This window comes from Acetoanaerobium sticklandii (assembly GCF_000196455.1).
Classification (GTDB): Bacteria; Bacillota; Clostridia; order Peptostreptococcales; family Filifactoraceae; genus Acetoanaerobium; species Acetoanaerobium sticklandii.
Genome location: NC_014614.1, coordinates 547,807 through 562,500 on the forward strand (window position 1 = coordinate 547,807; position 14,694 = coordinate 562,500).

Here is a 14,694-nt window from a genome sequence, read left to right on the forward strand (position 1 = left end):
AAAATGTAAAATAACGCAGTGCATAAATTTATTTATAATAATAAAAATTTGCCTCTATCTTTCTGTCGTGATATTATGATTAATGCGATAAAATATAATATAGAGTTTATAAAGGATTGAGATAATGATTAAAGAAGTAATAGTTGTAGAGGGCAAAGATGACATCTCAGCCGTAAAAAAAGCTGTAGATGCTGAAGTTATAGCTACAAATGGATACGGCTTTCCAAAAGGAGTAGTTGAAAGAATAATAAAGGCTCACAAGGAAAGAGGCATAATAGTTCTTACTGATCCAGACTATGCTGGAGAGCGAATAAGAGACAAAATAACAAAGCTAGTAGGAAATTGCAAGCATGCCTTTATATCAAAAGAAGCTGGACTGAAAAATGACGATGTAGGTGTGGAAAATGCTTCACCAGAGAGCATAATACAGGCTCTTGAAAAAGCTAGATATGAAGAAGTGGATAAGAGAAATGAATTTACTCAGGCTGATATGCTAAGGTATGACTTAGTAGGAATGGAAAATGCCAGCTTTAGAAGAGATGTACTTGGAAAGAAGCTAGGAATAGGCTATTGCAATGCAAAGCAGTTTTTAAACAGGCTCAATAACTATGGTATTGAAAGAGAAGAATTTGAAGCGGCATTAAAGGAGCTGGAAATAGATAATGAATAATTTAGCCTCGCATAAAATTACAAAAGATATAGTAAGCAAATACGGTTTTAGATTTACTAAGTCTCTTGGACAGAATTTTCTAGTCGATGAGCATGTACTGAGCCAAATAGTTGATAGTGCTGAAATAGATAGTGAAGATACTGTAATAGAGATTGGACCAGGTATAGGAACGCTTACTAGAGAGCTGTCATATAGAGCAAAACAGGTTATAAGTATAGAAATCGACAAGAACTTAATACCTATACTAAGTGAAACTCTCGCTGATAGAGACAATATTAAGATAATAAATCAGGATATACTCAAAACTGATTTGCATGAGCTAGTAAATGAATTTTCACCAGATAGGAAGGTTAAGGTAGTTGCTAATTTGCCATATTACATTACGACTCCTATAATAATGAGATTCCTAGAAGAAAAAGTTCCACTTAAAACCATGGTTATTATGATTCAAAAGGAAGTTGCAAATAGAATAAACGCTGTACCTAGCACAAAGGATTATGGCTCTCTTTCTGTAGCAGTTCAGTATTATTGTGATACTGATATCGTTGCAAAAGCTCCAAAAGGAGCATTTATCCCAGAACCTGGCGTTGATTCTGCGGTTATAAAGCTCGAGGTCAAAGAGGATAAAGGGATAGAGCTTATAGATGAAGACTTATTTTTTGAAGTAGTAAAAGCGGCATTTTCAAAAAGAAGAAAAACTCTTCTTAATGCACTTTCGACCTTTGGAAACATAGGGGGAAAGCAAGAAGCTAAAATGGCATTAGAAATTGCTAATATAGATGCTCAGCTTAGAGGAGAAACTCTTGATATGAAGCAGTTTGCTTCACTTGCAAATGCCTATGCAAAGGTGCTAAATAAATAGGAAAGATACAATCAAAGAAAATAAAGTATTATTTAGATTAAGAAGTTTGTTTAATACACAATAAAATAAATCCTAGCATATTCAGATTTACAAAATGTAAATTCTCAGTATATGCTAGGATTTTTAATTTATTAACGTTATGAATTTGTTTTATGAAGCAATGATTCTCCTAGAGTGTACACATCTCCAGCACCTATAGTAAATACAATGTCTTCTGGCTCAAGTACAGAACCTAGATAGTTTTGAACCTCATCTAGTGAACCTATGTATAGAGCATCCTTGCCAGATTTTTTTATAGCTTCGACCAAATCCTTTGAGTGGATATTGCCAGGGTCATTTTCTCTAGATGCATAGATATCAGAGATAATAACTACATCTGAATCGTTAAAGCTAACTGCAAATCTATCTAGAAGCTCTTTGGTTCTAGTATAGGTGTGAGGCTGAAAAATAGTATAAAGTAAATGATGCTTAATCATCTTAGCAGCGCTTAGAGTAGCGGCAACTTCAGTAGGGTGATGAGCATAATCGTCATAAACTTTGATTCCGTTTACTTCGCCTTTATATTCAAATCTTCTGCCAACACCAGTATAGGATTCTATACCAGTTTTTATTGCATCAAGTGGAAGCTTGCTTACATAAGCAGATAGTATAGCTGCTGTAGCATTGAGAACGTTGTGCTTTCCAGGCACTTTTAAAGTGAATCTGCCTATGAATTTATCATCCATAGATAAAGAAAAAGTTGCATATCCTGATGAATTGTAAACCTCATCGTGAATTATTGCCTGACAATTTTTATTTCTTCCAAAATATATTTTAGTTTTATCTACATCTTTCAAAGCTTTAAGTATATTTTCGTCATCTCCGTTTGCAATTACAAAGCCATCAGGCTTTACCTGAGATGCAAACTTTGCGAAGGAAGCCTCGATTTGCTCTAAGCCTGAAAAATAATCTAAATGGTCTTCCTCTACATTTAAAATAATTGCTATTTTAGGATAAAATTTTAAGAAGCTGTCCACATATTCACAGGCTTCAGTTATAAAAACCTCAGAGTTACCTATTCTGACATTTCCATCGATGACACTTAGATTTCCACCGACTAAAACTGTAGGATCCTCGTCGTTTGCGTTAAAAACAACAGTTGTCATTGAGGTAGTGGTTGTTTTGCCATGAGTTCCTGAGATAGCAATAGAATTTTCATATTTTTTCATGATATCGCCTAAAAATTGAGCTCTATCAATGATGTTTAATTTTAAACGTCTTGCTTTTGCAAGCTCGGGATTATCTTCCTTTACAGCAGCTGTATAAACTACTAAATCTATATCTTCATTTAATTGTGACTCGTCATGTCCTATGTAAATAGTAGCGCCCTCATTAATAAGCTTTTGCAAAATTGGACTCATGGATTTGTCTGAGCCTGACACCTCGTACCCTAAGTTAATACAGACGTGAGCAAGTCCGCTCATGCTGATACCGCCGATTCCTATAAAATGTATCTTCATATATTGGCAACTCCTTAAAATTATAAAATATAATTTAAGATATAATTATACTTCTAAATGCAATATAAATCAATAATCTTAAAATCCTTAATGAGTATATCACAAAATAACATTTTTTTCTTAGAAAATTGCAAAATGCATCTTTTAAAAAACAAACATCCGTGGTATATTTATGGTTAAATGTACGGATTATATAAAATATATACCGTGTTTTCTCATATTTAATCGGATTTTTAAAGGAGCTTAATATATGAAATTAAAAAGAAACGAACGAATAGGTGCAATAGTAAAAATACTTACAGAGCATCCGAACAAAACATTTACTTTAAGTTATTTTACTGAAAAATTCAATACAGCAAAATCCACTTTGAGTGAAGATGTCATGCTTGTAAAAAGTGTATTTGAAAGAATGAAGCTAGGAAGAGTAATAACCATTCCAGGAGCATCTGGAGGGGTGAGATATATTCCTGACGTTTCAAAGGATGAAGTTTACAACTTTCTTCAAACCATAAGCAAAAAAATTCAAAGCGAAGATAGAGTTCTTCCAGGAGGATTTTTATATCTTATAGATATAATTTACGATCCAGACATTGTTGCGTCTATCGGAAATATTTTTGCATCAGTGATTGACTATACAAATGTAGATTATTTGGTGACCATAGAAACTAAAGGGATCCCTATGGCGCTTATGACCGCCAAAGCTATGAACATACCACTGCTCATTATAAGAAAGAACTCTAAGATTTCTGAGGGCTCATCTCTTGGAATTACATATGTATCTGGGACTAGTGGAACTGTTCAGACGATGAGCTTGCCACGCAGAAATATAAAAGAGGGCTCTAGGGTAATTCTCATAGATGACTTTATGAGGGGCGGAGGAACTTTGAAGGGAATGCATGATTTAATGAAGGAATTCAAAGTTGAAGTTGCAGCTACTGGAGTATTAATATCGACCACCAAGCCTGAAGAAAAGATGATAGATAATTACTTTTCTCTTCTAGAACTAGATGAACAAAGTGTAAAGAACAAGGTTTGGCCAAACGAAAAAATAATTAACAAAATTTCAGAAAATTTAAATCTTTAGCAGGAATTTTGATTTTGATGTAGAACTTTAATTCATAGGACGAATAAATATTAAGCAAAAAGGAGTGGAAAACAGATGGAAATTACGGATGTGAGAGTTGGGAAACTATCAGAAGAAGGTAAAATGAGAGGTATTGTGTCAGTGACCTTTGACAATGCTTTTGTTGTTCACGATATCAAAATCATTGAAGGACAAAGTGGATTGTTTATTGCTATGCCTAGCAGAAAGGTTGGAGAAGGAGAGTTTAGAGATATTGCACATCCTATAAATTCTGAGATGAGAAAATCCCTCCAGGATGACATTTTAAGAGCCTATGAGGAAGCTAAGGTCAGAATGGAAGTTGAAGAAGACGAGGATTATGTAGAGCAAGAATAAAAATAAAAATTATTGAATAAGTCTTGTTGCAATATGCAATTAAGGCTTATTTTTTTGTTTTTTTAACAATTCTATACATTTTTTGAAAAAAATGCTATGATAGTCTATGGTAAACACGAATGATTTCTTAAAAAAAACTTATAAAGTGAGGCTATATTATGAACTTGAAGATTGTAATCCTTGCTGCTGGTCAGGGAACAAGGATGAAATCCAAGATTCCAAAGGTACTGCATAAGGTTTTAGATAAGCCCATGCTAGACCATGTAATGGAAGCTGCTCAGGTGGTAACAAATAATAAACCAATAGTGGTAATTGGCCATATGTCGGATATGGTAAGAGAACACTTAGGAGATAAAGCTGAAATTGCACTTCAAGAGGAACAGCTTGGAACAGGGCATGCAGTCATGATGGCGGAGCATTATATTGACGATGAAGATGAGGTCCTTATACTTTGCGGAGATACACCGCTTATTAAAGGTGAAACCTTAAAAGAGATGACAAAAATAAAATCAGAGGGTTATGCAGCCGTTGTTATGAGCGCAGTAGAAGATGACCCAACTGGATACGGAAGAATAATAAGGGATGGGTCAAACGACTTTATGCGCATCAGAGAGCAAAAGGATGCAAGTGAAGAGGAAAAGGCCATTAAAGAGATTAATGCAGGAATGTACATAATAGATGGAAAGCTTTTGAAAGAAAACCTATCGAAATTAAGTGTAAACAATGCCCAAAGAGAATATTATCTCACAGATGTCCTAGAGCATATAAAAAATGCAGGACATAGAATTGGTGTTTATCAAGCTGATAAAATGGAGATTATGGGTGTAAATAGCAGACTTCAGCTTAGTGAAGCTGAAAGAATTATGAGACTTGACGTAAACAAAATGCACATGGCAAATGGAGTGACATTAATAGATACAAACTCAACCTATATCGATAAAAATGTTAAAATAGGAAGAGATACTATAATATATCCTAACTGCCATATAAAAGGAAACAGCGTTATAGGTGAAGATTGTATTATAAGAGAAAATACTACAATAGAGGATTCTCATATAGAGGATCATGTTACTATAAAAAGCTCAACTATATTAAGTAGCAAGGTAGGAGCTAGAACTACAATTGGACCATATGCTTATCTAAGACCAAAAACAGTTTTGGGAGAAGATGTAAAAATAGGTGATTTTGTAGAAGTCAAAAATGCTGAGATAGGAAACGGCTCAAAAGCATCTCATCTTTCATATATAGGTGATGCAATAGTTGGAAAAAATGTTAATATAGGATGCGGCGTAGTATTTGTGAATTACGATGGGAAAAATAAATTTAAGAGCATTGTTGAAGATAATGCCTTTATAGGATCTAATTCTAATCTGGTAGCACCAGTTACAGTAAAAGAAGGTGGCTATATAGCTACTGGCTCTACTGTTACAGTAGATGTTCCAGAGGGTGCTTTATGCGTAGCAAGAGCTAGAGAGGTAATAAAAGAAGGCTGGAGAACTAAAAAAGGATTATAGATAAAATATTTTAGGAGGTCATTTTGTAATGAACACGAGTGGTAGTGAGATTAAGATTTTCACAGGTAATGCTCATAAGGAACTTGCAGCAGATATTGCAAAGGAGTTAGGAGTTCCATTAGGAGATGCAGAAGTTGGCCGTTTTAGTGACGGAGAAATATCTGTAAATATTAATGAAACAGTAAGAGGGGTAGATGCTTTTATCATCCAACCTACATGTTCACCTGTAAATGGAAACATCATGGAACTTCTTATTATGATTGATGCTTTTAAAAGAGCATCAGCAGGAAGAATAACAGCTGTTATTCCGTATTATGGATATGCAAGACAGGATAGAAAAGCTAAGGCAAGAGATCCTATTACTGCAAAGCTTGTTGCAAATCTAATTACAGCTGCTGGAGCTGACAGAGTTCTTACTATGGACCTTCATGCTGCTCAGATTCAAGGATATTTTGATATTCCCCTAGACCATTTACATGGAGGACCAATTTTAGCTGAGCATTTTAAAAAGAAAAATATTCAGGATTTAGTTGTAGTGTCTCCTGATTTAGGAAGCGTTGGAAGAGCGAGAACATTTGCAGAGCAACTGGATGCACCTCTTGCAATTATTGACAAGCGTAGACCAAAAGCCAACGTATCAGAAGTTATGAATATAATAGGTGATGTAAAAGACAAAAACGTTATATTAATTGACGATATGATAGACACTGCTGGTACGCTTGTAAATGGAGCAGAAGCTTTAAAGAAATTTGGAGCTAAGGAAGTTTACTCTTGCTGTACTCACCCAGTTCTTTCTGGACCAGCGATAGACAGAATAGAAAAATCAGTGCTTAAAGAAGTTGTGGTATTAGATACTCTTCCACTTTCTTCTGAAAAGCGTATTGAAAAGATAAAAGTTGAAAGCGTAGCACCGATATTTGCTTCAGCTATCAGAAAAATATTTGCAAACGAGTCAGTAAGCAAACTATTTACTGTAGAGAAGTAGTTTAAAAGCTTAAAGTTTAATCCGATAATTATAAATAAAAGTTTAGATTAAATTATAAATTAAGGTACTATATTTAAGTACTATATAAGAAATTGACATTCCAAGAGCCTAATACTAGGCTCTTTTTGGGCGTTATTGGAAAGGAAGAAATGTATGTATTTAATCGTTGGTCTTGGGAATCCAGGCTCTAAATATGAAAAGACAAGACATAATGTTGGGTTTGTCACGGTGGATGTATTGGCAGGGCAGCTTGGAATCAAAGTGAACAAGCTAAAATTTAAATCTCTTATAGGAGAGGGAAATATTGGCTCTGAAAAGGTCGTGCTTATAAAGCCGCAGACGTATATGAATCTAAGCGGTGAAGCTGTGATGCAGGCTATTAATTTTTATAAGCCGGATCACGATAAAATTTTTGTAATATATGACGATATTGATTTAGATGTTGGAAGACTAAGAATCAGAAAAAAAGGAAGTGGTGGAACTCATAATGGTATGAGGAATATCATTTACTTAACAGGATTTGATGATTTCCCTAGATTTAGAATAGGAGTTTCGAAGCCAAAGAATGGACAGGATTTAGCGAGCTTTGTTACCTCTGGATTTAATAAGGATGAAATTAAACCGCTTTGCGAAGCTATTGACAATGCGGCTGATGCTATAGTGCTAGCTATAAAGGAAGATATAGATAAAGCCATGAATAAATACAATGTATAGGTTATAGAGTTTATTGGATTTTTATTTGAGAAGGAGCCTTTGATATGCAAGAAGACATATTTCTTCTGAATTTACAAAATAAAACTGAATTTTCCAGTGTTCTTGGTAATATCAGTCAAAATAAATCACCTCTTCTTATAAATGGGCTTCTTAGTTCTCAAAGAGCTCATATAGCTCACTATTTAAGCGCTAATTTAGAAAAAAAGCTAGTGCTTGTAACCTCAAACGAGATTGAAGCTGAGCGTATATATACAGACTTGGAGTTTTATAATCCGGATAGAGTTTTATTTATTAAAAACGAAGAAACTAGATTTTATGCCATAGAAGCCAAGGATAGAAAAGAAGAAAGCAAAAGAATAGAATCTCTTATTAGGCTTGCACAGGAAGACTATGACATTCTAGTTTTATCAGTTGAGACTCTAATGAGAAAGTATTTGCCTAAAAGACTTTATGTGGAAAGCAAGCCGGATTTAGAAATAGGTTCAATCTGGAATTTGGCAGAGCTAGTTGATTTACTCGTTCATTATGGCTATGAGAGAGAAGCAAGAGTAGAAGGACCAGGACAGATTTCTCTTCGTGGAGGGATTCTGGATATATACCTGCCAACTGCTGAGCTTCCTTATAGATTGGAATTTTTTGACGATGAAATTGATTCTATACGAACCTTTGATCCGATAAGTCAGAAATCTATAGAAAAAATTAAACAGATTACTATCAGTCCAGCTAGAGAATTTTTATTTAGAGAAGGCTTTGAAGAAGCAGCTAAGAGGCTTTCTGATGATTTAAGCAAATCTAGCAATGATGACCTAGCTTTTGACATTGAAAGAATTTCTGAGGGTCATTACTTTGAAGGTATGCATAAGTATATAGATTATATATATCCAGATGAAAGAAAGGATTTATTTTCTTATATTAATAAAGAAGCTATTTTTGTGATTCATGAGCCAAATAGAGTTTTGGAAAAAGGGGAAAACTATTTCGAAGAGTTTTCTGAAGATTATAAACACGCTCTTGAAAAGGGCTTTGCGTTAAAAGGACAAGGAGAGCTGCTTTATAATCTAGATTATGTTACTGAATACATGGGAAGCCATTTTATTGTATTGCAGTCGTTTCTTCCGAAGTCAGTTAAAGGGTTTAATACGGCTTCTATAGTGAATTTTGAAACAAGAGAGCCTGTGTCCTTTCAAGGAAAAATTCCAGCGCTACTGGAGGAAATAAAATACCAGAAAAAGCAAGGCTATACTATAGTTCTAGTTGAAAGAGATGAAGATACTATAATGAGCCTTTATAAAGAGCTTTCGAATGCTTCTTTGGAGCCTATATATCTAAGAGATAGAAAAGCTGAAATTCCAGAGGGGAAAGTAGTTTTAGTAAAAGGAAGACTTACTGAAGGCTATGTTTACTCCAAAAGCAAGCTTGCTGTAATATCTGATAAAGAAATGTTTGGAGTAACCAAAAAAAGCTCAAAACAAAAAATCAAGCACAAGGGTAAAAAAATAGAAAGCTTTATAGATTTAAAAGCTGGAGATCACGTAGTTCATGAAACTTACGGGGTAGGTAAGTTCGTAGGTATAGAATCCAAGAAGTTTGATGATATAAGAAAAGACTATATAAAAATAGTCTATAGTGCTGGAGATGCCCTGTATGTTCCTTTATCGCAGATGGATAAAGTTCAAAAGTACATCGGTACTGGAGCTGGGGATGCTGTAAAGCTAAACAAGCTTGGAACCTCTGAATGGAAAAAGACAAAAGCAAAAGCCAAAAAAGCAGTAGACGAGATTGCTCAGGATTTAATTGATTTATATGCCGAAAGAAGAGACGCAAGAGGCTATGCATTTACAGAAGACACTCCTTGGCAAAAGGAGTTTGAGTCGCTATTCCCTTATGAAGAAACTGTAGACCAAATAAATGCCATAGAGGATGTCAAAAAAGACATGCAAAACATCAAGCCTATGGATAGACTTATTTGTGGTGATGTAGGATACGGGAAGACCGAGGTGGCTATTAGAGCTATATTTAAATCTTGCATGGATTCTAAGCAGGTAGCTTTTTTAGTTCCTACGACTATACTTGCTCAGCAGCATTACAATAATTTAAAAGAGAGATTTGCAGGATATCCTATTAGAGTTGAGGTAGTGAGTAGATTTAAAACAAAAAAAGCTCAAGAACAAATCATTGACGATGCCAGAAGAGGTTTAGTTGATGTATTGATTGGAACACATCGTATATTATCAAATGATGTTTCATTCAAAGATTTAGGGCTTCTTGTAGTGGACGAAGAACAGCGTTTTGGAGTGAAGCATAAAGAGCTGCTTAAAAAGCTTAAAAAGGATGTAGATGTACTTACTCTTTCTGCGACTCCTATTCCGAGAACCTTGCATTTCTCATTGTCTGGAATTAGAGATATGAGTCTGCTTGAAGAACCACCAGAAGATAGACATCCTATAATGACTTATGTGACTGAGGCTAGAGAGGGAATAATTCTAGATGCCTTAGAAAGAGAGCTTGCAAGAGGCGGTCAGGTATTTTTTGTATACAACAGAGTTCAAACTATTGATAAGATGGCTGATATAATAAGAAGACTGGTTCCAGATGCTAACTTAGCGGTTGCTCATGGGCAGATGAGTCCTAGACAGCTTGAAAATATAATGGTGGATTTTTTAGAAAAAGAGTATGATATTTTATTGTCTACCACGATAATAGAAACTGGTATGGATATATCAAATGCAAATACTATGATAGTTTATGATGCAGATAAAATGGGACTATCGCAGCTTTATCAGTTAAGAGGAAGAGTAGGAAGATCCTCTAGGCAAGCCTATGCTTACTTTATGTATCAAAAGGATAAGGTTCTTACCGAAGTGTCTGAAAAGCGTCTTAAAGCAATTAAAGAATTTACTGAGTTTGGAAGTGGATTCAAAATTGCTATGAGAGACTTAGAAATACGTGGAGCTGGAAATATCCTAGGTGAAAGACAGCATGGACACATGACTGAAATAGGATATGATTTGTACGTTAAGATGCTAGATGCTGCGATTAGAAATCTTCAAGGACAGGTCGTAGAGCAAAAAGTAGACACGGAAATAGAACTCGATATCAATGCATACATCCCAGAAAACTATATCGACGATGAAATGAGCAAGATTGAGATTTACAAAAAAATAGCATCAATCGAAAGCAAGCAAGACCTTTATGAAATAGAAGAGGAAGTAGAAGATAGATTTTCAAATATACCAGAGCCTGTTAGAAATCTTATGCATATAGCGTATATAAAAGCTCTTGGAGAAAAACTTGGAATACTTAAAATAAAACAAAATGAAACAGTTATTTCTTTTGTTGGTCCAACTCCTGAAAGTAGCGTGAAAAAAGACTTTAAGGAAAAGGAAAGTTACAAGTTAATTACAAACATATCATCCTTCCTAGAAATGATGTTATAATACCTTTATGAATTTTAAGGAGTTGATTATTAGGTGAAAAAATTATTAAGTTTGATAATGTCATCGCTGATGATATTCAGTTTGGCAGCTTGCTCAAATACAGCATCTGCTAATGAATGGGCAGCGAAAGTAAATGATGTAGAAATTTCATACTCTGATTATGAAAAAAATCTAGCGATTATTAAAAAACAAATTGAAGCTACAGTGGGCGCTGATATTTGGACTCAAGACTCAGGACAAGGTAAAACCTATAATGAGATTTTGAAAGACCAAGTATTAGAAAAACTAATTGAAGATCAGCTGATATTGGCTGAGGCAAAAAAAGAGAACATAACAGTTGATGCTGATGAGTTTGAAAAAGAATTCACTCAGTTTAAAGAGCAAGTTAAAAGCTTACCGGATTATGAAACCTTTTTAAAAGAAGAAGGTATTACAGATGAATTTTTAAAGAAGCAATTAGAAACAGATACCATAGTATTTGAGTATAAGGAAAAATTCATGGAGAAAAATACACCTTCTGAAGAAGACTTAAAAAAATACTACGATGACAATCAAGAAAACTACAATGTAAATGAAGTTAAAGCATCTCACATATTATTAAAAACAGTAGATGAAAATTTTGTTCCTCTACCAGAAGATAAAATTGCAGAAATTAAAAAAGAGGCAGAAGCTGTACTTGCAAAAGTAAATTCTGGTGAAGATTTTGCAGTTCTTGCTAAAGAGTATTCACAAGATGAGGCATCAGCTGTAAACGGAGGAGATTTAGGCTTCTTTGCTAAAGGTGTTATGGTTAAAGAGTTTGAAGATGTTGCTTTTTCTCTTGAGCCTAACCAAGTCTCTGATTTAGTTGAGACAACTTACGGATACCACATAATAAAAGTTTTTGAAAAGAAAAACGAAGTTACTCCTTTTGAAGATGTAAAAGAAAACATAAAGAATGAGCTAGCTCAAAAATCTTATTTAGATTTTGTTGCATCATTAAAGGAAAGTGCTAAAATAGAAAAAAATGATGCTGCTCTAAAAAAAGCTGATGAAGAGTCAAAGAGCGAATCACAAAACGAGGAACAACCAGCTGAGGAAGAAAGTACAGAAAATTAATATATTGCAAATTATTAACCTAAGTTTAAAGGAGCAGTAAAAATGGAGCTTACACATATCGATGAAAAGGGTCATGTCAAGATGGTGGATGTAGGAGAAAAAGCTATATCTGCAAGGGAAGCTAAAGCCCAAGCAATTGTTAAGATGAATCCAGAAACCCTAATGCTTATCTGCGAAGGGAAAATGCCTAAGGGAGACGTATTCTCTTGTGCTAGAATAGCAGGGATTATGGCTTCTAAAAAAACGCATGAGCTAATACCGATGTGTCATAATTTGCCTATAGATTCAGTCGAACTTGATATAACGCCTATGGGAAACGACCGTGTATATATCACTGCAGTTGCAAGATGCCATTATAAGACTGGAATCGAAATGGAAGCTTTAACAGCTGCTACTGTTGCAGCCCTTACGATTTATGATATGTGCAAGGCCGTTGATAAAAAAATGGAAATAAGCGAAATATTTTTATTAGAAAAAACCGGTGGAAAATCGGGACATTTTTTAAGAAATAATGATTGATTGCAAAGCAGGTATTTAATAAATACCTGCCTTTTGTTGTGAGGAGGTTAATTCATGAGTAAAAACTCATTTTTAAAGGGAGCTGTTGTTCTGGGAGTTGCAGGTCTTATAGTAAAGATCTTAGGAGCTTTTTTTAGAATACCTCTTGGAAGATTGATAACTAGTGAAGGTATGGGCTATTACCAGACAGCTTATCCTATATATGTATTATTGCTTTCGATTTCTACATCTGGATTTCCTATAGCTATATCAAAAATGGTATCTGAAAGAAGAGCTGTCGGAAATTATAAAGGTGCACATAGAGTATTTACTATCACATTGAAAATACTACTTGTTTTAGGCCTGCTTACGTTTTCAATATTCTTTTTTGGTGCAAGAATTATTGTTAACGCACTTAACAACCCAAATGCATATTATTCCATGGTAGCTTTGGCTCCAGCTTTGTTGTTTGTGCCTATAATGGCTGCGTACAGAGGATATTTTCAAGGTAGAAACAATATGACACCTACAGCTGTATCTCAGATTATAGAGCAATCAGCTAGAGTAGGATTTGGCTTGATACTAGCATATTTTCTTATGCCAAAAGGTCTAGATTATGCAGCAGCTGGAGGTTCTTTTGGAGCTACAGCAGGAGCAATATTTGGCATGGCATTTATTTTGTTTGTATATTACATAAATAAGCCTAAAATTGAAAAAGAACTTTTGAAAAGTGAAGAATTTGAAGAAGAAAGCTATAAAGTAATAATAAAAAGTATGCTCACTATTGCTCTTCCTATTATAATAGGAGCTTCTGTTATGCCTATTATGAATATGATAGATGTTTCTATAGTAATAAATAGACTTATGGCATCTGGTTATACTCAAAGTGAGGCCAATGCACTTTATGGACAGCTCACAGGAATGGCTGCAACCTTAATAAATCTGCCACAAGTATTAACTATGTCTATAGCCATGAGTATAGTGCCAGTAGTATCTCAAGCATATGCGCTTAGAGATATGGAGAGTGTAAAGGAAAATGCAAACCTAAGTGTAAGAATGGCAGTGCTTTTAGGACTACCATCTGGAGTTGGACTTATGGTTCTTGCTACGCCTATAATGCAGCTTCTATATCCTAACGAGCCAGCATCAATAGGACAGATACTATTTTTTATGTCACTTGGAGTAGTTTTTTTAAGCTTAATTCAAACACTAACAGGAATTCTTCAGGGCTTAGGAAAATCTCAAATTCCAGTTATGAATCTTTTCATAGCAGCTATATTTAAACTAGTATGCACATATACTCTTACATCTATTCCTTCGCTTAATGTAAAAGGAGCGGCAATAGGTACTGTGCTTGCATACATGATAGCTGCAGGACTTGATATATATTGGGTTAGAAAACTTCTTAATATAAAATTTGATATAAACCATCTTCTGATAAAACCTCTTTTAACAGCAGCTATTATGGGAGTAGTTGCGAAACTTACTCATATGGGACTTACTGATAAGCTAGGGAATTCATTATCTACTGTCATAGCCATAGTATTAGCGATAATTGTTTATGTTGTAGTGCTTATTCTAATTGGAGGAATAACTAAAGAAGAGATAGAAAAATTACCTAAAGGCAAGAAGCTAAGTAAATTCATTCCATCTAAAAAATAAATCATAATAAATTTCTAATATGAAATGTAATTAACTAAAAACCAATAGTTATTTATGAATTGAAAATCACTAGCTACTATATAAATGGTTTTTTAACCAAATAGATTAAGGAACTGCTTAGAAATAGAAAAGTAAAATATTATAGTTTTTAACATTAAACTATGATACTCTATTTGACTTATCAGGCAGTCCTTTTTTATTTTGGATATAGCTGGATATCTGAATTATTTTAAATTAGGAGAGTTCTCGTTATTTATTATTGCTAAGGCTAATATGACTTTTATTTTATAGAGTGT

At 34.3% G+C, this 14,694-nt stretch carries 12 protein-coding genes; 11 read left to right on the forward strand and 1 reads right to left on the reverse strand.

Translation table 11 applies throughout. The features are described from left to right. Positions 1 to 124 precede the first annotated feature (124 nt). Both rnmV and rsmA read left to right on the forward strand, forming a co-directional pair. Positions 125 to 670 carry a ribonuclease M5 gene (rnmV, locus tag CLOST_RS02465; protein ID WP_013360690.1) on the forward strand — a complete coding sequence of 182 codons (546 nt, stop codon included), beginning with the start codon at positions 125 to 127 and terminating at the stop codon, positions 668 to 670. Next, positions 663 to 1,532, forward strand: a complete 870-nt coding sequence (gene rsmA / locus CLOST_RS02470; protein WP_013360691.1) for a 16S rRNA (adenine(1518)-N(6)/adenine(1519)-N(6))-dimethyltransferase RsmA — start codon at positions 663 to 665, stop codon at positions 1,530 to 1,532. Before rnmV ends, rsmA begins: the two co-directional genes overlap by 8 nt. Positions 1,533 to 1,669: 137 nt before the next feature. Here the strand turns inward: rsmA and murC are convergent, their stop codons facing one another. Continuing rightward, entirely contained in the window at positions 1,670 to 3,031 is a 1,362-nt protein-coding gene (gene murC / locus CLOST_RS02475; RefSeq protein WP_013360692.1) for a UDP-N-acetylmuramate--L-alanine ligase, read from the reverse strand. A gap of 250 nt (positions 3,032 to 3,281) precedes the next feature. On the opposite strand from murC, the gene purR reads away from it, so the two are divergent. From purR to CLOST_RS02520, 9 genes are all read left to right on the forward strand, one after another. Beyond that, positions 3,282 to 4,115, forward strand: coding sequence for a pur operon repressor (gene purR, locus CLOST_RS02480; RefSeq protein WP_013360693.1), 834 nt, complete (start codon positions 3,282 to 3,284; stop codon positions 4,113 to 4,115). Positions 4,116 to 4,190: 75 nt separating this feature from the next. Continuing rightward, on the forward strand, positions 4,191 to 4,490 hold the full coding sequence (gene spoVG, locus CLOST_RS02485) for a septation regulator SpoVG (RefSeq protein ID WP_013360694.1): 300 nt from the start codon (positions 4,191 to 4,193) through the stop codon (positions 4,488 to 4,490). A gap of 158 nt (positions 4,491 to 4,648) precedes the next feature. Continuing rightward, complete coding sequence (glmU, locus tag CLOST_RS02490; RefSeq protein WP_013360695.1) at positions 4,649 to 6,004, forward strand: bifunctional UDP-N-acetylglucosamine diphosphorylase/glucosamine-1-phosphate N-acetyltransferase GlmU; 1,356 nt, start codon at positions 4,649 to 4,651, stop codon at positions 6,002 to 6,004. Between the two features lie 28 nt (positions 6,005 to 6,032). After that, positions 6,033 to 6,989 carry a ribose-phosphate diphosphokinase gene (locus tag CLOST_RS02495; RefSeq protein ID WP_013360696.1) on the forward strand — a complete coding sequence of 319 codons (957 nt, stop codon included), beginning with the start codon at positions 6,033 to 6,035 and terminating at the stop codon, positions 6,987 to 6,989. Positions 6,990 to 7,142: 153 nt separating this feature from the next. Next, positions 7,143 to 7,703: an aminoacyl-tRNA hydrolase gene (gene pth, locus CLOST_RS02500; RefSeq protein ID WP_013360697.1), complete on the forward strand. Its 561-nt coding sequence runs from the start codon at positions 7,143 to 7,145 to the stop codon at positions 7,701 to 7,703. Between the two features lie 44 nt (positions 7,704 to 7,747). After that, positions 7,748 to 11,140 carry a transcription-repair coupling factor gene (gene mfd / locus CLOST_RS02505; RefSeq protein ID WP_013360698.1) on the forward strand — a complete coding sequence of 1,131 codons (3,393 nt, stop codon included), beginning with the start codon at positions 7,748 to 7,750 and terminating at the stop codon, positions 11,138 to 11,140. Positions 11,141 to 11,173: 33 nt separating this feature from the next. Next, positions 11,174 to 12,238 carry a peptidylprolyl isomerase gene (locus tag CLOST_RS02510; protein ID WP_013360699.1) on the forward strand — a complete coding sequence of 355 codons (1,065 nt, stop codon included), beginning with the start codon at positions 11,174 to 11,176 and terminating at the stop codon, positions 12,236 to 12,238. Between the two features lie 42 nt (positions 12,239 to 12,280). Then, positions 12,281 to 12,757, forward strand: coding sequence for a cyclic pyranopterin monophosphate synthase MoaC (moaC, locus tag CLOST_RS02515; RefSeq protein WP_013360700.1), 477 nt, complete (start codon positions 12,281 to 12,283; stop codon positions 12,755 to 12,757). Between the two features lie 54 nt (positions 12,758 to 12,811). Next, positions 12,812 to 14,398 (forward strand): putative polysaccharide biosynthesis protein, encoded by a 1,587-nt coding sequence (locus CLOST_RS02520; RefSeq protein WP_013360701.1) that lies wholly within the window; start codon positions 12,812 to 12,814, stop codon positions 14,396 to 14,398. The last annotated feature ends 296 nt before the right edge of the window (positions 14,399 to 14,694 follow it).